The organism is Pseudomonas sp. MF6751 (assembly GCF_016613265.1).
In the GTDB taxonomy this organism is placed as follows: domain Bacteria; phylum Pseudomonadota; class Gammaproteobacteria; order Pseudomonadales; family Pseudomonadaceae; genus Aquipseudomonas; species Aquipseudomonas fluorescens_BV.
The window spans coordinates 304396-325304 of record NZ_JAENSV010000001.1; the positions used below are offsets into that span (position 1 = coordinate 304396).

Sequence of the window (20909 nt, forward strand, 5' to 3'; positions counted from 1 at the left end):
TGTCTTACAACTGGTAGACGATGTGGATAACTCGGTTATTTGCCAATGCAAAAGCTGGAGAAAATCCGCCCCAGCAAATCATCCGAGCTGAAAGCGCCGGTGATTTCACCCAGCAGCTGCTGCGCCTGACGCAGATCTTCAGCCAGCAGCTCCCCAGCCCCCGCCAAGGTCAGCTGGGCCCGCCCGTGCTCCAGGGCCGCGCTGGCATGACGCAGCGCTTCCAGGTGCCTGCGCCGCGCACTGAAGCTGCTTTCCGAGGTCTGTTCGTAGCCCATGCAGGCTTTAAGGTGCTCTCGCAGCAATTCCAGACCCTCGCCGGCCGATTTCGCGCTCAAGCTGATAGTGACGTGGCCATCTTCACTGGTTTCCAGGGCGATGGCTTCACCCGTTAGGTCGGCCTTGTTACGGATCAAGGTGACTTTGGCCGGGTCTGGCCGTTGTTCAAGAAATTCCGGCCACAAGGCAAAAGGATCCATAGCTTCAGGTGCAGTGGCATCCACCACCAGCAACACACGATCGGCTTCGCTGATCGCCTTGAGCGCACGTTCCACGCCGATCTTTTCCACCTGGTCGTCGGTATCGCGCAGACCAGCGGTGTCGACCACGTGCAGCGGCATACCGTCAATGTGGATATGTTCACGCAAGATATCCCGGGTAGTGCCGGCGATCTCGGTGACGATGGCCGCCTCGCGCCCTGCCAGAGCATTGAGCAGGCTGGATTTGCCGGCATTGGGCCGGCCGGCAATCACCACCGTCATACCATCGCGCAGCAAGGCGCCCTGCCCGGCTTCGCGCAGCACTGTGGATAATTCATCGCGGACTTTATCCAGCATCGCCAATACATGGCCATCCGCCAGGAAGTCTATTTCTTCTTCTGGAAAATCAATCGCGGCTTCGACGTAGATGCGCAGGCTGATCAGTTGCTCGGTCAAGTTATGCACACGCAGGGAAAAAGCCCCCTGCAATGAACGCAATGCGTTACGTGCAGCCTGTGCAGAACTGGCTTCGATCAAATCGGCGATGGCTTCGGCCTGGGCCAGGTCGAGCTTATCGTTCAAGAATGCGCGTTCGCTGAATTCCCCTGGTCTGGCCAGGCGGCAACCCAATTGCAAGCAGCGCTGCAGCAGCATGTCCAACACCACAGGACCACCGTGCCCTTGTAGTTCAAGGACATCCTCACCGGTGAACGAGTTTGGCCCTGGAAAATAGATGGCCAGTCCCTCGTCCAATACGCTGTGGTCGGCATCCAGGAACTGGCCGTAATGGGCATAACGGGGTTTCAGCTCCCGGCCGCTGATAGCCTTGGCTGCCACGCCCGCCAATGGCCCGGAAATTCGAACGATGCCGACGCCGCCCCGACCTTGAGCGGTAGCGACAGCAGCGATGGTTTCACGAGGAGCGCTCATCAGCAGGTTCCAGAACAAAAGTGACGGAAAGCAAAACGCCCCACTAGGGGGCGTCTTGAGTGGTTATCCACAGAGTAAATTACGCCTCGGCTTTTTTGGTAGCCGCTTCGATTTTACGTGTGATGTACCACTGTTGAGAGATCGACAACACGTTGTTGACCACCCAGTACAGTACCAAGCCAGCAGGGAACCACAGGAAGAAGAAGGTGAAGATGATTGGCATCATTTTCATTACCTTGGCCTGCATCGGATCCGGCGGGGTTGGGTTCAGACGCTGCTGGATAAACATGGTCGCGCCCATGATGATCGGCAGGATAAAGAACGGGTCTTTGATCGACAGGTCAGTTATCCACAGCATGAACGGCGCCTGGCGCATTTCAACGCTTTCCAGGAGTACCCAGTACAACGAGAGGAACACCGGCATCTGCACCAGAATCGGCAAGCATCCACCCAGCGGGTTGATCTTCTCTTTCTTGTACAGCTCCATCATGGCTTGCGACATTTTCTGCCGGTCATCACCATGTTGTTCTTTCAACGCGGCCAGTTTCGGGGCCACGGCACGCATACGCGCCATCGACTTGTAGCTGGCTGCCGACAGAGGGAAGAAAAGCCCTTTGATCAGCATGGTCAGGAAGATGATCGACCAGCCCCAGTTACCGACGATGCTGTGGATATGTTGCAACAGCCAGAAGATCGGCTGGGCAATGAACCACAGGAAGCCGTAATCCACGGTCAATTCTAGACCTGGGGACAACTCTTTCAGTATCGCCTGGCTTTTAGGGCCGGCGTACAGGGTAGCGCTGGTTTCAGCCTTGGCACCTGGAGCGACGGTCAACGCCGGGCCAGTGAAGCCAATGATGTAGTTGCCCTGGCTGTCCTTGCGGGTTTGAACCAGGTTCGCGTCACCCTTGTTCGGAATCCAGGCGGTCACGAAATAGTGCTGCAGCCACGCTACCCAGCCACCTTGGACGGTTTCTTTCAGCGTGCCCTTGTCGATATCTTTCATCGACACTTTTTTGTACGGCTCGTTACTTGTCCACAGGGCGGCGCCCAGGTAAGTAGCGGTGCCGGTGGCGGTGCTGGAAGAGGGATCGGAGCTGGCGTCACGCTTGAGCTGGGCAAACAGGTTGCCGCTCCACGCTTTGTCGCTGGTGTTGTCGATCAGGTAAGTGACCTTCAAATCGTACAAACCGCGGGTAAAGCTGAAACGCTTGATGTAGTTGACACCGTCGAGGCTGAATTTCAGGTCGACGTTCAACTGGTTCTGGCCGTCTGCCAGTTGATAAGTCTTTTGTTCGGTCGAATAAACCGGACGACCGGTAGCACGTGCATCCGGACCATTGGTACCAGTCAGGCCGCTTTGTGCCAGATAAGTACGTTCACCACCGTTATCGAACAGTTGGAACGGCACATCCGGATGGTCTTGGCGACGTGGATACAGCGGCAGCTTCAGCTGTGCGATATCACCACCCTGTGGGTCGATAGCCAACTCGAGCACATCCGTTTTCACGTGGATGAGGTCTTTGTTGGTGACCACTGGCGTTTCTAACGGGGCACTTGTCTCGCCATTCGCGCTGGGTACATCGGCACTCGCGGACGCATTGTTACCCAGCGGGGTGTCCGGAATAGCCGGCGCAGCCTGATTGGTAGCAACATTCTGAGTCGGCAGGGCAGCCTGACCGTAGTCCTGGTTCCATTTAAGGACCATGACATAGGACACGATTGCCAGGGCGACGATCAGGATTGTGCGTTTAATATCCATGATTACTCGGCCATCGAAGAAGAACGGGAGGTAGGGATAGGTGGAACCGGGTCATAACCACCGGGATTCCACGGATGACAGCGACCTAAACGACGAAAGGTCAGCCAGCCACCGCGCAGAAGACCATGATTTTCTATGGCCTCTAACGCGTAGCAGGAACAACTGGGGTAGAAACGACAGTGACTGGCCATCAGAGGACTAATGGCATAGCGATAAAACTGGATCGGAACGATTGCCAGTTTACGCATCAAGGCTGTCTACCCCTACAGTTTCGGTGCTGACTGCTGGTGCTGGCTTGTGGGTACGCGCCAAACGTTTCCAGAGCTTGCCGAAATGCTGAATCAATTCGGGGTTTTCTACATCACCCAAGCCTTTGCGCGCGACGATAACAATATCCCAACCAACCAGAGTGTCCTGGTGGAGGCGAAACGATTCGCGCATCAGACGCTTGAGGCGATTGCGCTCAACGGAGAGCTTTACGCTCTTCTTGCCGATCACCAACCCGAGACGGGGGTGATCAAGATCGTTGTTACGCGCAAGGAGCAGGAGATTTTTCCCCGGAACCTTGCCGGTGGGGGAGTCAAAGACTGCCTTGAAATGCCGGGGGGTTAGCAGACGCTTTTCCCGACTGAAGTCCTGACTCACCACCAGTACCGGATTATCAAACTGCCAGACGCGCACGACCTTTGGCGCGGCGACGCGACAGGACAGCACGGCCGTTCTTGGTAGCCATGCGAGCACGGAAGCCGTGAGTACGGGCGCGTTTGATGGTGCTTGGTTGGAAAGTACGTTTCATGGCGTTGTTACCTGGTTCGTCCACAACGGGCCGGAATGGCCCCCGTTTTAAGAGACCGGCGATTCTAGAGAAAGCAAGCCTCTAGGTCAATTTCCAACCAGCTTTTCCTTTAATTAGATGTCGAGGGGGTCCTGACGCCCTTCTCCCCGTTTGGCTTCCATCCGGCATGCGATAGATATAAAAATAAAGAAGGAAGTTATTTAAAGCTTTTCTGTAAAGCTTATAAAAGCTAGAGACACGATCATCTGTGGATAACTGCTTTGAGCCCTTGTTCCACGTGTTGTACAGAGAATGACAACACGGGGGAGAAGCGGTGCTCTGCCTGTGCTGCGCTATCGGATAAGCTGTGTGTGGAACGGGTAGTTATCCACAGGCCAGTTACCCACAGACTTTTGACCCCACTTGTGCAACGAGCTCAGGTGGGTTTATCCACAGAGCTTATGCACAGACCACTGGTCGCCTTTTTAGCGGTTAAGGCATTGATTTTGGGTGGCCTGTGAGCAACCTACATGTGGATAAGTGGACGGCTGGCCGCTACAATGGCGGCTGTTTTTGCCTCACCGGCTTTCAACTTAGGGGATATCCGTGTCAGTGGAACTTTGGCAGCAGTGCGTGGAGCTTTTGCGCGATGAGCTGCCTGCCCAGCAATTCAACACCTGGATCCGTCCGCTACAGGTCGAAGCCGAAGGCGACGAGTTGCGTGTCTATGCGCCCAATCGTTTTGTCCTCGACTGGGTCAACGAGAAGTACCTGGGCCGCGTTCTCGAATTGCTCGACGAACATGGCAACGGTCTGGCGCCTGCTCTCTCCTTATTAATAGGCAGCAAGCGCAGCTCGGCTCCCCGCGCCGCGCCGAATGCGCCATTGGCCGCCGCCGCGTCGCAAGCCCAGGCCGCAGTGGCGCCTGTCGCCGCAGCACCTGCACCGACAGCTGCGCCGTCCAAGCCGTCCTCGCGCAAAAATGCGCCAGAGAATGAGGAGCCGTCCCGCGACAGCTTCGACCCGATGGCCGGTGCCAGCTCCCAACAGGCGCCTGTGCGCTCCGAGCAACGTACTGTGCAGGTAGAAGGCGCGCTCAAGCACACCAGTTACCTGAACCGCACGTTTACCTTCGAGAACTTTGTCGAAGGCAAGTCCAACCAGCTGGCCCGAGCGGCCGCCTGGCAGGTCGCCGATAACCCCAAGCATGGTTACAACCCGCTCTTCCTTTATGGCGGCGTAGGCTTGGGTAAGACGCACTTGATGCACGCCGTCGGTAACCACCTATTAAAGAAGAACCCGAATGCCAAGGTGGTTTACCTGCATTCGGAGCGCTTCGTGGCCGACATGGTCAAGGCTTTGCAGCTCAACGCAATCAACGAGTTCAAACGTTTCTACCGCTCCGTTGATGCCTTGTTGATCGATGACATTCAGTTCTTCGCTCGCAAGGAGCGTTCGCAAGAGGAGTTCTTCCACACCTTCAACGCCCTGCTCGAAGGTGGCCAGCAGGTCATCTTGACCAGTGACCGTTACCCGAAGGAAATCGAAGGCCTGGAAGAACGCCTGAAGTCGCGTTTCGGCTGGGGCCTGACGGTTGCAGTCGAGCCACCCGAGCTGGAAACCCGCGTTGCGATCCTGATGAAGAAAGCCGACCAGGCTAAAGTCGATCTGCCGCACGATGCTGCGTTCTTCATCGCCCAACGCATCCGTTCCAACGTGCGTGAGCTGGAAGGCGCGCTCAAGCGGGTCATCGCCCACTCGCACTTCATGGGCCGCGATATCACCATCGAGCTGATTCGCGAGTCCTTGAAAGACTTGTTGGCCTTGCAGGACAAGCTGGTGAGTGTGGATAACATCCAGCGCACCGTGGCCGAGTACTACAAGATCAAAATTTCCGACCTGCTGTCCAAGCGCCGTTCGCGCTCGGTCGCACGTCCACGCCAGGTTGCCATGGCCCTCTCCAAAGAGTTGACCAACCACAGCCTGCCGGAAATCGGTGATGTGTTTGGCGGACGCGACCACACCACGGTCTTGCATGCATGCCGCAAGATCAATGAACTTAAGGAATCCGACGCGGATATTCGCGAGGACTACAAGAACCTGCTGCGTACACTGACTACGTGATGACACCAGCGCAGCTTATTAAGGCAAGGGACTAGACCATGCATTTCACCATTCAACGCGAAGCCCTGTTGAAACCCCTGCAACTGGTCGCAGGCGTCGTCGAGCGCCGACAGACCTTGCCGGTGCTTTCCAACGTATTACTGGTGGTCGAGGGGCAGCAGTTGTCCTTGACCGGTACCGACCTGGAAGTCGAACTGGTGGGTCGCGTCCAGCTCGAAGAGCCCGCCGAACCGGGCGAGATCACCGTGCCGGCGCGCAAGCTGATGGATATCTGCAAAAGCCTGCCCAACGATGCGCTGATCGACATCAAGGTGGATGAGCAGAAGTTGGTGGTCAAGGCAGGCCGTAGCCGTTTCACCCTGTCGACCTTGCCGGCCAATGACTTTCCAACCGTGGAAGAAGGCCCGGGCTCGCTGACGTGCAGCCTGGAGCAAAGCAAGCTGCGTCGTTTGATCGAGCGCACCAGCTTCGCTATGGCTCAGCAGGACGTGCGTTACTACCTCAACGGTATGCTGCTGGAAGTATCGGAAGGCATCATCCGCGCCGTGGCCACCGACGGTCACCGTCTGGCAATGTGCTCGATGCGTGCCGATATCGGTCAGCCGGATCGTCACCAGGTGATCGTTCCACGCAAAGGTATCCTTGAACTGGCGCGTTTGCTCACCGAGCCGGACGGCAACGTCAGCATCGTGTTGGGCCAGCACCACATTCGTGCCACCACCGGCGAGTTCACCTTCACCTCCAAGCTGGTCGACGGCAAGTTCCCGGACTACGAGCGTGTGTTGCCTAAAGGTGGCGACAAGCTGGTGGTCGGTGATCGTCAGGCCCTGCGTGAAGCCTTCAGCCGTACTGCGATTCTGTCCAACGAAAAGTACCGTGGTATTCGCCTGCAACTGGCCAACGGCCAACTGAAAATCCAGGCCAACAACCCGGAACAGGAAGAGGCGGAAGAAGAAGTGGGTGTCGACTACAACGGCGCATCGCTGGAAATCGGCTTTAACGTGAGCTACCTGTTGGACGTGCTGGGTGTCATGACCACCGAACAGGTTCGTCTGATCCTGTCGGACTCCAACAGCAGCGCCCTGGTGCAAGAATCTGACAACGACGACTCGGCTTACGTTGTCATGCCGATGCGCCTGTAATCATGCTCAGCAGAAGCTAGATGTCCCTTAGTCGCGTCTCGGTCACCGCGGTGCGCAATCTGCACCCGGTGACCTTCTCCCCTTCCCCCCGCATCAACATCCTCCATGGCGCCAACGGCAGTGGTAAAACCAGCGTGCTGGAAGCCATCCACCTGCTGGGGCTTGCGCGTTCCTTCCGCAGTGCCCGTTTGTTACCCGTGATTCAGTACGAACAATTGGCCTGTACCGTATTTGGCCAAGTGGAACTGGCTGAGGGCGGACATAGCAGCCTGGGAATATCGCGTGATCGCGGTGGCGAATTTCAGATCCGAATCGACGGGCAAAATGCGCGCAGCGCAGCGCAACTGGCAGAGATCCTGCCGTTGCAACTGATCAACCCCGACAGCTTTCGATTGCTGGAGGGGGCCCCGAAAATCCGCCGGCAGTTTCTCGACTGGGGCGTGTTCCACGTGGAACCACGCTTCATGGCCACTTGGCAGCGCCTGCAGAAGGCCCTGCGGCAGCGGAACTCATGGCTGCGGCATGGTACACTTGACGCCGCTTCGCAAGCAGCCTGGGACCGTGAACTGTGCCTGGCCAGCGACGAAATAGATGAATACCGCCGCGCCTATATCAAAGCCTTGAAACCAGTCTTTGAGCAGACCTTGAGCGAGTTGTTGGATCTCGAGGGGCTGACGCTGAGTTATTACCGGGGTTGGGACAAAGAACGTGAGCTGAATGCAGTGCTCGCAACGTCCTTGCAACGGGATCAGCAAATCGGACACACCCAGGCCGGCCCCCAGCGCGCTGATTTGCGCCTTAGATTAGGTGCACACAATGCTGCGGATATATTGTCCCGCGGCCAGCAGAAGTTGGTGGTCTGTGCGTTGCGTATCGCGCAAGGCCATTTGGTTAGCCAGGCTCGACGCGGTCAATGTATTTATTTGGTGGATGACTTGCCGTCGGAACTCGACGAGCAGCATCGCCGCTCGCTATGCCGCTTGTTGGAAGACTTACGCTGCCAGGTGTTTATCACCTGTGTAGACCACGAATTATTGAGGGAAGGCTGGCAGACGGAAACGCCAGTCGCTTTGTTCCACGTGGAACAAGGCCGTATCACCCAGACCCACGACCATCGGGAGTGAAGGCATGAGCGAAGAAAACACGTACGACTCGACCAGCATTAAAGTGCTGAAAGGTTTGGATGCCGTACGCAAACGTCCCGGTATGTACATTGGCGACACCGATGATGGTAGCGGTCTGCACCACATGGTGTTCGAGGTGGTCGATAACTCCATCGACGAAGCTCTGGCCGGTCACTGCGACGACATCAGCATTATCATCCACCCGGATGAATCCATCACCGTGCGTGACAACGGTCGTGGCATCCCGGTAGACGTGCACAAAGAAGAAGGCGTTTCGGCGGCAGAGGTCATCATGACCGTGCTCCACGCTGGCGGTAAGTTCGACGACAACTCCTATAAAGTATCCGGCGGTTTGCACGGTGTAGGTGTGTCGGTAGTGAACGCCCTGTCCGAAGAACTGATCCTCACTGTCCGCCGTAGCGGCAAGATTTGGGAGCAGACCTACGTCCACGGCGTACCACAGGAACCGATGAAAATCGTCGGTGACAGTGAAACCACCGGTACCCAGATCCACTTCAAGCCATCGGAAGAAACCTTCAAGAACATCCACTTCAGCTGGGACATCCTGGCCAAGCGGATTCGTGAACTGTCTTTCCTTAACTCTGGTGTCGGCATCGTCCTCAAGGATGAGCGCAGCGGCAAGGAAGAGCTGTTCAAGTACGAGGGTGGCCTGCGTGCGTTCGTTGAATACCTGAACACCAACAAGACCGCGGTCAACCAGGTGTTCCACTTCAACATCCAGCGTGAAGACGGCATCGGCGTGGAAATCGCCCTGCAGTGGAACGACAGCTTCAACGAGAACCTGTTGTGCTTCACCAACAACATTCCACAACGCGATGGCGGTACTCACCTGGTGGGTTTCCGTTCCGCGCTGACGCGTAACCTGAACACCTACATCGAAGCGGAAGGCTTGGCGAAGAAACATAAAGTCGCCACCACCGGTGACGATGCCCGTGAAGGCCTGACGGCGATTATCTCGGTCAAGGTACCGGATCCGAAGTTCAGCTCCCAGACCAAAGACAAGCTGGTGTCTTCCGAAGTGAAGACCGCGGTTGAACAGGAAATGGGTAAGTACTTCTCCGACTTCCTGTTGGAAAACCCGAACGAAGCCAAGCTGGTCGTCGGCAAGATGATCGATGCTGCCCGCGCCCGTGAAGCCGCACGTAAGGCCCGTGAGATGACCCGCCGTAAAGGTGCGCTGGATATCGCCGGCCTGCCAGGCAAACTGGCTGACTGCCAAGAGAAAGACCCTGCCCTCTCCGAACTGTATCTGGTGGAAGGTGACTCTGCTGGCGGTTCCGCCAAGCAGGGTCGTAACCGTCGCACCCAGGCCATCCTGCCGTTGAAGGGCAAGATCCTCAACGTTGAGAAGGCCCGCTTCGACAAGATGATTTCCTCCCAGGAAGTCGGCACCTTGATCACCGCATTGGGTTGCGGTATTGGCCGCGATGAGTACAACATCGACAAGCTGCGTTACCACAACATCATCATCATGACCGATGCTGACGTCGACGGTTCACACATCCGTACCCTGCTGCTGACCTTCTTCTTCCGTCAGTTGCCGGAGCTGATTGAGCGTGGCTATATCTACATCGCCCAGCCGCCGTTGTACAAAGTGAAAAAGGGCAAGCAAGAGCAATACATCAAAGACGACGACGCCATGGAAGAGTACATGACGCAATCGGCCCTTGAAGATGCGAGCCTGCACCTGAATGACGAAGCGCCGGGCATCTCGGGTGAGTCGCTGGAGCGCCTGGTCAACGACTTCCGTATGGTCATGAAGACGCTCAAGCGTTTGTCGCGCCTGTACCCTCAGGAGCTGACCGAGCACTTCATCTACCTGCCAGCCGTGAGCCTGGAGCAGTTGGGCGATCACGCCGCCATGCAAGATTGGCTGGCCCAGTACGAAGTGCGCCTGCGTACGGTGGAGAAGTCTGGCCTGGTATACAAAGCCAGCCTGCGTGAAGACCGTGAACGTAACGTATGGCTGCCAGAGGTCGAACTGATCTCCCACGGCCTGTCCAACTACGTCACCTTCAACCGCGACTTCTTCGGCAGCAACGACTACAAGACCGTAGTCACCCTCGGGGCTCAACTGAGCACCCTGCTGGACGACGGTGCTTACATTCAGCGTGGCGAACGCAAGAAGCAGGTCAAGGAGTTCAAGGAAGCCTTGGACTGGTTGATGGCGGAAAGCACCAAGCGTCATACCATCCAGCGCTATAAAGGTCTGGGCGAAATGAACCCTGATCAGCTGTGGGAAACCACCATGGACCCTGCTCAGCGTCGCATGCTGCGCGTGACCATTGAAGACGCCATTGGCGCAGACCAGATCTTCAACACCCTGATGGGTGATGCGGTCGAGCCTCGTCGTGACTTCATTGAGAGCAATGCCTTGGCGGTGTCTAACCTGGACTTCTGATCAGGCACATCAGCTAAAAACAAAAGGCCAACGCTTAGCGTTGGCCTTTTTTATTGGTCCGCAGACTCGAATCCTTAAATGCTCCACGTGGAACATCGGCGTACTCAACTTTGCGCGGCGGGTGTCACACTCTCCAACCGATACCCGTACCCATAGATCGTCAACAGCTGCCAACCGCGATCAGCTGTCAGCCCTAGCTTGTTACGCAGGCGGTAGATATGCGTGTCCAACGGCCGCGACGACACCATTTCTTCGTGGCTCCAGAACCGCTCATACAGGTACTCGCGAGACAACGGTCGGGCCAGGTTGGCAAATAGACAGCTTGCCAAACGGTATTCCCGTTCTGTCAGGTTGATGGGTTTGCCCGCTCGGGTGACGGTCAGTTCTGCATCGTCGAACGTCAAATCGTTAAAGCTCTGCACTTCTTGGGTAGCCGACTTCTGCAATCCGTGGCGCCGCAGGACGGCGCTGACTCGGGCTTTGAGTTCGTTGGGCCGAAACGGCTTGCTGACATAATCATCCGCCCCGCTATTCAACGCTGTCACGATGTCACTCTCGGCGTCGCGACTGGTGAGCATGATGACGGCGGGAGGCGATTCCATGTGCTCGCGGGTCCAGCGCAATAACGCGATCCCGGAAATGTCCGGCAGTTGCCAGTCAAGAATCAGCAGGTCAAAGGTTTCCCGACGTAACTGGCGCAGCAGATCTTCACCGCGCTCAAAGAAATGCAGGGACCAAGGCTGTTCAGCCGGGCCGGGAATCTGTCGCAGTGTCTGTTCCACCCGTCGCAATTCCGCGGGTTCGTCATCCAGTATTGCGACACGCATGGGTGGGGTCCTTCCTACAAAAATACGAGAGCTTGAATGGGAGGCACATGCTGTACAAGTGCCTGCCTCTGAATCTGAATAATTATGGACGGATTCTACGTTGCTCGGATCTCTCGATACGCTGAAAGCGCCGTACACTCCACCCACTACGATCCTCAAAGAAAGATACCGGCTCCTGTCGGTCAGGAAAAGGGTCGGTGCCGATCGCCTCGCCGGTGCGTTATGCCTGCTTCAATGTACGGTATCGTTCATTGCGAGGTCGCGGGAAGTCCTCCAATGAGACCCAAATAAGCTTCACTGGTTTCAGAACACCGTATGCACTTCATCGCAACCCCATGGAGAGGGATCCTGGGCTTATGACACCTTTACTCAATGACCATCAACTTCTTGGCACCCACTTGGCGGTAGTCCTGTGAACCTTTGGCGCAAAGCCGAAAAACGCCAACCTACCCAGGCCCAGCTTTTGTTTCATGGGCTGGTTCGTGAATGGCTGTTGATCGGTTTGGTGCTCCTGCCCTTCACCGCCTACTTATCCTTGAGCGCGGGCCTGGCACTCAACAATCCGCTCTATGACAGCCTGCGCCGCCTCACGCCGTTACCGGTAGACCCACGCATCGTTCTGGTGACCATTGATACGCCCAGCCTGGAAGCACTCGGCCCGTGGCCCTGGCCGCGCAACGTGCATGCCGAACTGATTGAACGCCTGAACGCCGCACAGCCAGCGGGCATTTTGTTTGACGTGATCTTCAGTGAGCCCGGCGACAATAATGACGACCAACAACTGGCCGATGCCGTCTGCAAAGCCGGCAATGTATTGCTGCCCATCGCCGGGGACAGCAGCGTCAGCCCCAAGGCCCAGGTAACGCCGTTGTCGCCACTGCTCAAGTGCGCCAAGGGCGTCGGGCACATCAACGTCGAAGCGGATAACGACGGAGTGGTGCGCAGCGTGTATCTACGTGAAGGCCCTCCGGGAAGCACACTTCCTCAGTTGGCGTGGCTGGCATTCGCCATGAGCGAGCACGCCGAGACGATGCCGGGCCTGCCGCAAGAGCCTACTGGAGGTCACTGGCACCAGGAACATGAAATCCGTGTGCCGTTCACTTCGGAACCAGACCATTTTCCCAGTGTGTCCTACGTCAGCGTATTGCGCGGCGAGGTACCTCCCGAGTCGCTGCGTGGTCGCCTGGTTCTGATCGGCGCCTCAGCCTATGGCATGGCCGATCGTTTCGTGACGCCGCTCTCTTCCACCGTAGGTACTACAGCGGGCGTTGAGATCCAGGCGGACGTACTGAATGGTTTATTGCAGGGCCGCAGCATCGTCGATTTGCCCGGCTGGCTGGCGGCGTTGCTGGCAACGTCCCTGGTGGCCCTGCTGTTGGGCCTTCTGCTTGTGCGCCCACGCTACGCCCTGTGGATGACCTTGGCAGGCATGGCCGTGGCTTTGCTGGGCTCATGGGTGTTATTGCGCCTGGGCCACTGGTGGAGCCCCGCAGCGTGCCTGATCGGTTTGTTGCTGAGTTACCTGATCTGGAATTGGCGACGTCTAAGCGTAATCCTCGCCTACTTTGGCTGGGAACTGGCACGCCTGGATAACGAACCCAAGGTGCTTCCGGAACGTCGTCGCGCGCCCGCCAGTAAGGGCGATGTGCTGCAAGGGCGGATTTTTGCCCTTGAACAAGCCGTCAGCCGTACCCGCGATACGCGGCGCTTTATGGCTGATGGCTTGGAGTGCCTGCCGGTAGCGACCCTGATCACCGATCCCCAGGGCAGTATCCTGTTGGCCAACCGCGTGGCCCGTGAAGTATTCGGCAATGACCTGGTCGGCGAAAACCTCGTCGAACAGCTCGCCGATCTGGGTTATCCCCCGCTGCACAATGGTGTACGCCCTGCCCTGTCGGCGTTGGAACTGGTCGAGTTTCGCGATATCCACCAACGCAGTTTGCGCATGGAACTGGCACCTTTGCTGCCTGCCGAAGGGGATTTCGCCCTCGGCTGGTTGTTGAGCCTCACGGACCTGAGCAAGGAGCGTGAAGCCCAGCAGCACCGCGAGACGATGCTGCGTTTCCTTTCCCACGACCTGCGTGCACCGCATTCAGCGATCCTCGCCCTGCTGGACGTGCACAACGGGGAGTCCCCGGTGTTTACTCAGATCGAACAGCAGGTACGGCGAGCCTTGAGCCTGACCGAATCCTTTGTGCAATTGGCCAAGGCTGAAGCGGACGGTTACCAGTTCCAGCCCACCCTGTTTGCCATGCTGGTGATGGACGCCTTTGATCAAGTGGCGGTGATTGCGCAGTTGAAGGGCATCCATTTGGTCCACGACCTGGATGAGGCGGATGAGGCCATGGTCTATGCCGACCAATCGCTGCTCACCCGGGCGTTGTTCAATGTGCTGGAGAACGCGATCAAATACTCCCCGTCCGGCACCACCGTCACGTTGAGGCATGGCAGTGCGCAGGGCTGGTTGGAATGCGGGATAAGCGATCAGGGACCGGGCATTGCGCCTAAGGATCTACCGGAGTTGTTCAACCAATACCGACGTTTCGATTCGGCCCAGGGCAGTGAAGGTCTTGGGTTGGGCCTGACCATGGTCAAGGCGGTAGTAGAACGGCATGGAGGGCGGATCGTGTGCGAAAGTGAGCTAGGCAAGGGCTCGACGTTTATCCTGTTGCTGCCGCTATTGGAGGACTGAAAAAGCGGCTTTTCTGCTGTGCATAAAAAACCGGTCACAAGGACCGGTTTTTTTATGAAGAAAAAACTTATGCACGTTTTTCTGAATTTTATGAGCTTCAGAAATATGTAAGTAAATCAGCTTGTTATGAAGCAAAAAAGCCAATTCGCCAACAAAGCGTACACAGGTTATCCACAGATGCTCAAACGGCCGGCGTCTCCACCACCACCGGTTCCGGAGGCAGGGAGCCCATGGCCCGTTGCTGCGCCTCATTCCACGCCGCAGCGCGGTCGTTCAGGGCGGCGATGGCACGTGGTCCTTCGCCTTCTGCGTACATCGGTTCGCCGATCACTACGGTGATAGTGCCTGGGCGTTTAGCCCAGCCAGTCTTGGGCCAGAACTTGCCAGCGTTATGCGCAATCGGCAGCACAGGCAGGTTGGCGTTGACCGCCAGGGCGGTACCACCGCGTGAGAACTTGCCCACTGTGCCGTAGGGGACCCGCGTGCCCTCAGGGAAGATCAGCACCCAGACGCCGTCCTTGAGCAACTCATCGCCCTTCTTGGCGACATGCTTGAGCGCAGCCTTGGGGTTGTCCCGGTCGATGGCGATCGGACGCAACATCGCCATGGCCCAGCCGAAGAATGGCACATACAGCAACTCGCGCTTGAGCACCTGGCTCAACGGCGAGAAATACGCAGAGAGGAAGAACGTCTCCCAAGTGCTCTGGTGGTTCGAGAGAATCACGCACGGCTGATCAGGGACGTTTTCAGCGCCCTTGACCTCGAAACGAATATTCAGGAACACCTTGCTCAGCCACAACGCGCAGCGGCACCAGTAGACGTTGATGAAGCGATAGCGCGCCTTGAAGGGCAGGAACGGTGCAATAAAAAAGCTCAGGGTGCACCAGAGAAACGAACTGGTGCCCAGCAGCAGGTAAAAGAAAAAGGTTCTGATGGCCTGCAAGATCGACATGGCGGCATTTACCGTTGCGGGACACGGCCCGCCTGTTAAAAGCGCACTCCCGAACAGTCCTTGGTCAGGAAGTCGAGGGCGGCTAGTTGTTGATAAGTTCTGCGGCAACGGCCGCCAGATCGTCAAAAATCAAGGTGCCTACCGGCAGGTTTTTAGCCTGGGTCTTTTCGCCTTTTCCGGTTTTAACCAAAACTGGCTGAGAGTCGACGGCTTTGGCAGCCTCCAGGTCACCGAGGCTGTCCCCGACGAACCATATCCCAGCCAAGGGCACCTTGTAATGTTCTGCAATAATTTTCAACATGCCAGGCTTGGGCTTGCGGCAATCGCAGCCCTCATCCGGCCCGTGGGGGCAATAAACCACCAGCCCCACCTCGCCGCCCTGCTCGGCCACTAACGTGCGCAAACGCGCATGCATGGCCTCCAGGGTCGCGATGTCGTAGTAACCGCGGGCGATGCCGGACTGGTTGGTGGCGATGGCCACCGTCCAGCCGGCTTTGCTCAACTGCGCGATGGCCTCGATCGAACCGGGCAGCGGGATCCACTCCTCCACCGACTTGATGTAAGCGTCGGAGTCGTAGTTGATCACCCCGTCCCGATCGAGAATCAGCAGTTTCAACATGATCAGCCCAGTACGGAGATGTCGGCGATATTGATGAACAAACCACGCAGGCGCGCGAGCATCGCGTAGCGGTTTTTGCGCACGCCGGCATCGTCGGCATTGATCATCACCGCTTCGAAGAACGCGTCTACCGGTTCACGCAGAGACGCCAGGCGCGCCAACGCTTGCGCGTAGTCACGCTCGGCGATCAGCGGCTTCACGGCGTTCTCTGCCTTGGCGATGGCCGAGTTCAGCGAGAACTCCTTGGCGTCGGCAAACAGGCCAGGGTCGACTTCGGCACTGCCGAGGTTATCGGCCTTGCTCAGCAGGTTCGACACGCGCTTGTTCACGGCGGCCAGGGCATCGGCTTCCGGCAGCTTGCGGAACGCTTGCACGGCTTGTACACGCTGGTCGAAGTCCAGTGCCGAACCCGGTTGCAGGGCACGTACCGACAGGTAGACGGAAACGTCCACGCCTTCGTCTTCGTAACGCGCACGCAGGCGGTCGAACACGAACTCCAGCACTTGCTCGGCCAGGCCGGCTTGCTTGACCTTGGTGCCGAACTGGCCGACGGCGAATACCACGGCCTGGGTCAGGTCGAGGTCCAGCTTCTTGTCGATCAGGATACGCAGCACGCCCAATGCCGCACGGCGCAGGGCATACGGGTCTTTGCTGCCGGTGGGCAGCATGCCGATACCGAAGATACCCACCAGCGTATCGAGCTTGTCGGCAATCGCCACAGCCGCACCCGTCAGGGTGGTCGGCAGTTCTGCACCGGCACCGCGTGGCATGTACTGCTCGTTCAGGGCCAGGGCGACATCGTCCGGCTCGCCGTCGTTGAGGGCGTAGTAGTAACCGGCAACACCTTGCATCTCAGGGAACTCGCCGACCATTTCGGTGGCCAGATCGCACTTGGACAGCAAGCCGGCACGCGCAGCCCATGCGGCATCACCGCCAATACGTGGGGCAATGTAGGCCGCCAGCTTGGACACACGCACGGCCTTGTCGTAGACGCTGCCGAGTTTTTCCTGGAACACCACGTTTTGCAGGCGCAGGTTGAAGTCTTCCAGCTTCTGCTTCTTGTCTTGCTTGAAGAAGAACTCGGCGTCGGTCAGGCGCGGGCGCACGACTTTTTCGTTACCGGCGATGATCTGCTGCGGGTCTTTGCTTTCGATGTTGGCCACGGTGATAAAACGCGGCAACAACTTACCGTCCACATCCAGCAGGCAGAAGTATTTCTGGTTGTCCTGCATGGTGGTGATCAAGGCTTCTTGCGGCACATCGAGGAAACGCTCTTCGAACGAGCACACCAGCGGCACCGGCCATTCCACCAGGGCGGTCACTTCGTCCAGCAGGCTTGGCGGCACGATGGCGGTGCCTTCCTGCAGGCGGGCCAATTCTTCGGTGCGCTTGCTGATCAGCTCGCGACGCTCATTGGCGTCGGCCAGCACATAAGCAGCGCGCAGGTCGTTGAGGTAGTTGGCCGGCGAAGTGATACGCACGCTTTCTGGATGATGGAAGCGGTGACCACGGGACTCACGACCGGCCTTCTGGGCGAGGATGGTGCAATCGATGACCTGGTCACCGAGCAGCATCACCAGCCATTGGGTCGGACGCACGAACTCTTCCTTGCGCGCACCCCAGCGCATGCGCTTGGGAATAGGCAGGTCGTTCAGGGAGTCTTCAACAATGGTCGGCAACAGGCTGGCGGTCGGCTTGCCGGTGATGACCTGGCTGAAACGCAGTTTCGGGCCGCTCTGGTCGATCTCGCTCAACTCCACGCCACACTTCTTGGCAAAGCCAAGGGCGGCTTGGGTCGGGTTGCCTTCGGCGTCGAAAGCCGCCTGGCGCGGTGGGCCGTCCAGGTTGATGCTGCGGTCCGGCTGCTGGGTTTCCAGCGCGGTCAACAGTACCGCCAGGCGGCGCGGCGCGGCATAGACCTTCTTGGCTTGAAACTTCAGGCCTGCGGTCTGCAGGCCTTTTTCGATACCGGCCAGGAATGCATCGGCCAGGGTATTGAGGGCCTTGGGTGGCAGCTCTTCGGTGCCCAGTTCAACCAGGAAATCTTGAGCACTCATTGTGCAGCCTCCAGCTTAGCCAACACTTCATCACGCAAATCCGGGGTTGCCATCGGGAAGCCCAGCTTGGCGCGAGCCAGCAGGTAGGCTTGGGCGACGGAACGCGCCAGGGTGCGCACACGCAGGATGTATTGCTGGCGCGCAGTAACCGAGATGGCACGGCGGGCATCCAGCAGGTTGAAGGTATGGGACGCCTTCAACACCATTTCATAGCTTGGCAACGGCAGCGGCTGGTCGAGTTCGATCAGGCGCTTGGCTTCGCTTTCATAGAAGTCGAACAGTTCGAACAGCTTGTCGACGTTGGCGTGTTCGAAGTTGTAGGTGGACTGCTCCACCTCGTTCTGATGGAAAACATCGCCGTAGGTCACCTTGCCGAACGGGCCGTCAGCCCATACCAGGTCGTAGACCGAGTCCACGCCTTGCAGGTACATGGCCAGGCGCTCAAGGCCATAGGTGATTTCGCCGGTGACCGGGTAGCACTCGATGCCGCCGGCTTGCTGGAAGTAGGTGAACTGCGTCACTTCCATGCCATTGAGCCAGACTTCCCAGCCCAGGCCCCAGGCGCCCAGTGTTGGCGATTCCCAGTTGTCTTCGACGAAACGAATGTCGTGCACCAGTGGGTCCAGGCCCACATGCTTGAGCGAGCCCAGGTACAGCTCCTGGAAGTTGTCCGGGTTGGGCTTCAATACCACCTGGAACTGGTAGTAGTGCTGCAGACGGTTCGGGTTTTCGCCGTAGCGGCCGTCAGTCGGGCGGCGACTGGGCTGCACATAAGCGGCGTTCCAGGTTTCCGGGCCGATGGCCCGTAGGAATGTAGCGGTGTGGAAAGTGCCGGCGCCTACTTCCATATCGTAGGGCTGAAGTACCACACAACCTTGCTCGGCCCAGTATTGCTGGAGGGCGAGGATCAAGTCTTGGAAGGTACGCACGGCTGGCGTAGGCTGGCTCACGAAATTCACCTGTTACTTGGGCTGCGATTTAAAGAGCGGGAGTATACCCGATTCGGCCCCGCCACCACTCCCTGGAGCCTTATGCCACGCTGCTTTTGGTGTTCTGAAGATCCGCTGTACATGGCTTATCACGATCAAGAGTGGGGAACGCCGCTGCGCGATGCGCAGGGTTTGTTCGAGTTGCTTTTGCTCGAAGGGTTCCAGGCAGGCCTGTCCTGGATCACCGTTTTACGCAAACGCGAGCATTATCGAAAGGTGTTGTTCGGCTTTGACGCGCAACGTCTGGCGCAATTGAGCGATGAAGAAATCGAGGTGCTGATGCAGGACCCGGGCATCGTGCGCAATCGCTTGAAGCTCAACGCTACCCGGCGCAACGCCGCGGCCTGGCTGGCGCTGGAAGACCCGGTGGGGTTGCTGTGGTCGTTTGTCGGCGGCAAACCCAAGGTCAATCACTTCAAAGATCGCAGCGACGTCCCGGCGATCACGCCCGAAGCCGAAGCCATGAGCAAAGCCTTGAAAAAGGCCGGCTTCACCTTCGTCGGGCCGACCATCTGCTACGCCTTCATGCAGGCCTCGGGCATGGTCATGGACCACACTCAGGACTGCGACCGTTACGCGGAGTTGGCCAACGCCGGTTAGAATGCTGGCTTTGCGCACCACACACGATCAGGAGTGACCTGTGGAAAAGTTTAAAGGCGCCTTGCTGGTAGGCGCTCTTCGGTTGTTTGCCCTGCTGCCCTGGCGCGCTGTACAAGCCGTCGGCACAGGGATCGGCTGGATCATGTGGAAAACCCCCAACCGTTCCCGCGATACGGTGCGGATAAACCTCTCCAAATGCTTCCCGGACATGGACCCGGCAGAGCGCGAGCGCCTGGTGGGCCGCAGCCTGATGGACATCGGCAAGTCCCTCACTGAAAGCGCCTGTGCGTGGATCTGGCCGGCGCAGCGCTCCATCGACCTGGTCCGCGAAGTCGAGGGCCTGGAAGTGCTGCACGAGGCCCTGGCTTCTGGCAAAGGCGTGGTGGGCATCACCAGCCATCTAGGCAATTGGGAAGTGTTGAACCACTTCTACTGCAGCCAGTGCAAACCGATCATTTTCTATCGCCCGCCCAAGCTCAAGGCCGTGGACGAGTTGTTGCGCAAGCAGCGCGTGCAGTTGGGCAACCGCGTGGCGGCTTCCACCAAGGAAGGCATTCTCAGTGTGATCAAGGAAGTGCGCAAAGGCGGCCAGGTGGGCATTCCTGCCGACCCGGAGCCGGCTGAGTCCGCCGGGATCTTCGTACCGTTTTTTGCCACCCAGGCGCTCACCAGTAAATTCGTGCCGAACATGCTCGCGGGCCACAAGGCCGTTGGCGTATTCCTGCACGCCCTGCGCCTGCCGGACGGCTCGGGCTACAAGGTGATTCTGGAAGCGGCGCCGGAGGACATGTACAGCACCGACACCGCCACCTCCTGCGCGGCGATGAGCAAAGTGGTGGAGCGCTATGTGGGCGCCTACCCGAGCCAGTACATGTGGAGCATGAAGCGCTTCAAGAAGCGCCCGCCGGGCGAGGCGCGGTGGTATTGACTCACCGCTGACCTCCAGCCCAATGGAGATCAAATGTGGGAGCTGGCTTGCCTGCGATAGCATCACCTCGGAGTGCCTGATATACCGAGGTGATGCTATCGCAGGCAAGCCAGCTCCCACAGGTGATCACCTCAGGTTTGGCGATCAAGTTTCTTCAGGAACACCGTCATTTCTTTTTCGGCCTGTTTGTCGCCATGGGCCTGGGCGGCTTCGATGCCCTTCTTCCATGCCAGGCGTGCTGCCGCGCGATCTTCCAATCCCAGCCGCGCCTTGCCCAACAACTTCCACGCCGCCGAGTACTTCGGATCGAACTCGACGCATCGCTGCAAATGTTCGGCCGCCTTTGCGTTGTCCTTCAGGTCCAGATAACCCTTGCCCAGGCCAAAGCGCAGCAATGAATTATCCACACCCTTGGCGAGCATTTTTTCCAGGGATTCGAGCATGGCTGTGCATCCTTTAGCTACATAGCGGTTTCGATATCGTCATCGCG

18 protein-coding genes are annotated in these 20909 nt (G+C 58.0%); 7 read left to right on the forward strand and 11 right to left on the reverse strand.

The window, feature by feature from the left end; all coding sequences use genetic code 11:
* Positions 1 to 35: 35 nt before the first annotated feature.
* The 5 genes from mnmE to rpmH form a co-directional block, all read right to left on the reverse strand.
* Complete coding sequence (gene mnmE, locus JJD66_RS01390) at positions 36 to 1406, reverse strand: tRNA uridine-5-carboxymethylaminomethyl(34) synthesis GTPase MnmE (protein ID WP_200647460.1); 1371 nt, start codon at positions 1404 to 1406, stop codon at positions 36 to 38.
* A gap of 79 nt (positions 1407 to 1485) precedes the next feature.
* Positions 1486 to 3168 carry a membrane protein insertase YidC gene (yidC, locus tag JJD66_RS01395; RefSeq protein ID WP_200647461.1) on the reverse strand — a complete coding sequence of 561 codons (1683 nt, stop codon included), beginning with the start codon at positions 3166 to 3168 and terminating at the stop codon, positions 1486 to 1488.
* A 2-nt stretch (positions 3169 to 3170) separates the two neighbouring features.
* The gene (gene yidD, locus JJD66_RS01400; RefSeq protein WP_019816912.1) at positions 3171 to 3416 is read right to left on the reverse strand and encodes a membrane protein insertion efficiency factor YidD; all 246 of its coding nucleotides are present in this window, start codon (positions 3414 to 3416) and stop codon (positions 3171 to 3173) included.
* On the reverse strand, positions 3409 to 3816 hold the full coding sequence (gene rnpA / locus JJD66_RS01405) for a ribonuclease P protein component (RefSeq protein WP_020302575.1): 408 nt from the start codon (positions 3814 to 3816) through the stop codon (positions 3409 to 3411). Before rnpA ends, yidD begins: the two co-directional genes overlap by 8 nt.
* Positions 3817 to 3829: 13 nt before the next feature.
* Positions 3830 to 3964, reverse strand: a complete 135-nt coding sequence (rpmH, locus tag JJD66_RS01410; RefSeq protein WP_003213577.1) for a 50S ribosomal protein L34 — start codon at positions 3962 to 3964, stop codon at positions 3830 to 3832.
* 585 nt (positions 3965 to 4549) lie between these two features.
* On the opposite strand from rpmH, the gene dnaA reads away from it, so the two are divergent.
* The 4 genes from dnaA to gyrB are packed head-to-tail and all read left to right on the forward strand — an operon-like array spanning position 4550 to position 10755.
* Positions 4550 to 6067, forward strand: a complete 1518-nt coding sequence (gene dnaA, locus JJD66_RS01415) for a chromosomal replication initiator protein DnaA (RefSeq protein ID WP_032894380.1) — start codon at positions 4550 to 4552, stop codon at positions 6065 to 6067.
* Between the two features lie 38 nt (positions 6068 to 6105).
* Positions 6106 to 7209, forward strand: a complete 1104-nt coding sequence (gene dnaN, locus JJD66_RS01420; protein WP_003187250.1) for a DNA polymerase III subunit beta — start codon at positions 6106 to 6108, stop codon at positions 7207 to 7209.
* A gap of 20 nt (positions 7210 to 7229) precedes the next feature.
* On the forward strand, positions 7230 to 8333 hold the full coding sequence (gene recF / locus JJD66_RS01425; protein ID WP_020302573.1) for a DNA replication/repair protein RecF: 1104 nt from the start codon (positions 7230 to 7232) through the stop codon (positions 8331 to 8333).
* A 4-nt stretch (positions 8334 to 8337) separates the two neighbouring features.
* Positions 8338 to 10755, forward strand: a complete 2418-nt coding sequence (gyrB, locus tag JJD66_RS01430) for a DNA topoisomerase (ATP-hydrolyzing) subunit B (protein WP_003187253.1) — start codon at positions 8338 to 8340, stop codon at positions 10753 to 10755.
* Between the two features lie 104 nt (positions 10756 to 10859).
* On the opposite strand, the gene JJD66_RS01435 is transcribed toward gyrB, so the two are convergent.
* Positions 10860 to 11582, reverse strand: coding sequence for a response regulator transcription factor (locus JJD66_RS01435; RefSeq protein ID WP_073526337.1), 723 nt, complete (start codon positions 11580 to 11582; stop codon positions 10860 to 10862).
* A 412-nt stretch (positions 11583 to 11994) separates the two neighbouring features.
* On the opposite strand from JJD66_RS01435, the gene JJD66_RS01440 reads away from it, so the two are divergent.
* Positions 11995 to 14274, forward strand: a complete 2280-nt coding sequence (locus JJD66_RS01440) for a CHASE2 domain-containing protein (RefSeq protein WP_200647462.1) — start codon at positions 11995 to 11997, stop codon at positions 14272 to 14274.
* Between the two features lie 181 nt (positions 14275 to 14455).
* Here JJD66_RS01440 and JJD66_RS01445 read toward each other — a convergent pair whose 3' ends face one another.
* The 4 genes from JJD66_RS01445 to glyQ form a co-directional block, all read right to left on the reverse strand.
* Positions 14456 to 15226, reverse strand: a complete 771-nt coding sequence (locus JJD66_RS01445) for a lysophospholipid acyltransferase family protein (protein ID WP_003187258.1) — start codon at positions 15224 to 15226, stop codon at positions 14456 to 14458.
* Between the two features lie 82 nt (positions 15227 to 15308).
* Entirely contained in the window at positions 15309 to 15848 is a 540-nt protein-coding gene (gmhB, locus tag JJD66_RS01450; RefSeq protein ID WP_200647490.1) for a D-glycero-beta-D-manno-heptose 1,7-bisphosphate 7-phosphatase, read from the reverse strand.
* Positions 15848 to 17902, reverse strand: coding sequence for a glycine--tRNA ligase subunit beta (gene glyS / locus JJD66_RS01455; protein ID WP_198790688.1), 2055 nt, complete (start codon positions 17900 to 17902; stop codon positions 15848 to 15850). The genes gmhB and glyS overlap by 1 nt, the downstream gene beginning before the upstream one ends.
* On the reverse strand, positions 17899 to 18852 hold the full coding sequence (gene glyQ, locus JJD66_RS01460) for a glycine--tRNA ligase subunit alpha (RefSeq protein ID WP_003187265.1): 954 nt from the start codon (positions 18850 to 18852) through the stop codon (positions 17899 to 17901). The genes glyS and glyQ overlap by 4 nt, the downstream gene beginning before the upstream one ends.
* 81 nt (positions 18853 to 18933) lie before the next feature.
* Between glyQ and JJD66_RS01465 the strand changes: the two genes are divergently transcribed.
* Together JJD66_RS01465 and JJD66_RS01470 are read left to right on the forward strand one after the other, a co-directional pair.
* Positions 18934 to 19491, forward strand: a complete 558-nt coding sequence (locus tag JJD66_RS01465) for a DNA-3-methyladenine glycosylase I (protein ID WP_198714578.1) — start codon at positions 18934 to 18936, stop codon at positions 19489 to 19491.
* Between the two features lie 40 nt (positions 19492 to 19531).
* Positions 19532 to 20419, forward strand: coding sequence for a lysophospholipid acyltransferase (locus JJD66_RS01470; protein ID WP_014716285.1), 888 nt, complete (start codon positions 19532 to 19534; stop codon positions 20417 to 20419).
* Positions 20420 to 20550: 131 nt separating this feature from the next.
* Here JJD66_RS01470 and JJD66_RS01475 read toward each other — a convergent pair whose 3' ends face one another.
* Positions 20551 to 20862 (reverse strand): tetratricopeptide repeat protein, encoded by a 312-nt coding sequence (locus tag JJD66_RS01475; protein WP_200647463.1) that lies wholly within the window; start codon positions 20860 to 20862, stop codon positions 20551 to 20553.
* Between the last annotated feature and the right edge of the window lie 47 nt (positions 20863 to 20909).

What these genes read in the sequence shown, in the direction of transcription:
- mnmE (WP_200647460.1), bottom strand. Translation starts at nt 1,406, where the DNA reads ATGAGCGCTCCTCGTGAAACCATCGCTGCTGTCGCTACCGCTCAAGGT.
- yidC (WP_200647461.1), bottom strand. Translation starts at nt 3,168, where the DNA reads ATGGATATTAAACGCACAATCCTGATCGTCGCCCTGGCAATCGTGTCC.
- yidD (WP_019816912.1), bottom strand. Translation starts at nt 3,416, where the DNA reads ATGCGTAAACTGGCAATCGTTCCGATCCAGTTTTATCGCTATGCCATT.
- rpmH (WP_003213577.1), bottom strand. Translation starts at nt 3,964, where the DNA reads ATGAAACGTACTTTCCAACCAAGCACCATCAAACGCGCCCGTACTCAC.
- dnaN (WP_003187250.1), top strand. Translation starts at nt 6,106, where the DNA reads ATGCATTTCACCATTCAACGCGAAGCCCTGTTGAAACCCCTGCAACTG.
- recF (WP_020302573.1), top strand. Translation starts at nt 7,230, where the DNA reads ATGTCCCTTAGTCGCGTCTCGGTCACCGCGGTGCGCAATCTGCACCCG.
- gyrB (WP_003187253.1), top strand. Translation starts at nt 8,338, where the DNA reads ATGAGCGAAGAAAACACGTACGACTCGACCAGCATTAAAGTGCTGAAA.
- JJD66_RS01435 (WP_073526337.1), bottom strand. Translation starts at nt 11,582, where the DNA reads ATGCGTGTCGCAATACTGGATGACGAACCCGCGGAATTGCGACGGGTG.
- JJD66_RS01445 (WP_003187258.1), bottom strand. Translation starts at nt 15,226, where the DNA reads ATGTCGATCTTGCAGGCCATCAGAACCTTTTTCTTTTACCTGCTGCTG.
- glyS (WP_198790688.1), bottom strand. Translation starts at nt 17,902, where the DNA reads ATGAGTGCTCAAGATTTCCTGGTTGAACTGGGCACCGAAGAGCTGCCA.
- JJD66_RS01465 (WP_198714578.1), top strand. Translation starts at nt 18,934, where the DNA reads ATGCCACGCTGCTTTTGGTGTTCTGAAGATCCGCTGTACATGGCTTAT.
- JJD66_RS01475 (WP_200647463.1), bottom strand. Translation starts at nt 20,862, where the DNA reads ATGCTCGAATCCCTGGAAAAAATGCTCGCCAAGGGTGTGGATAATTCA.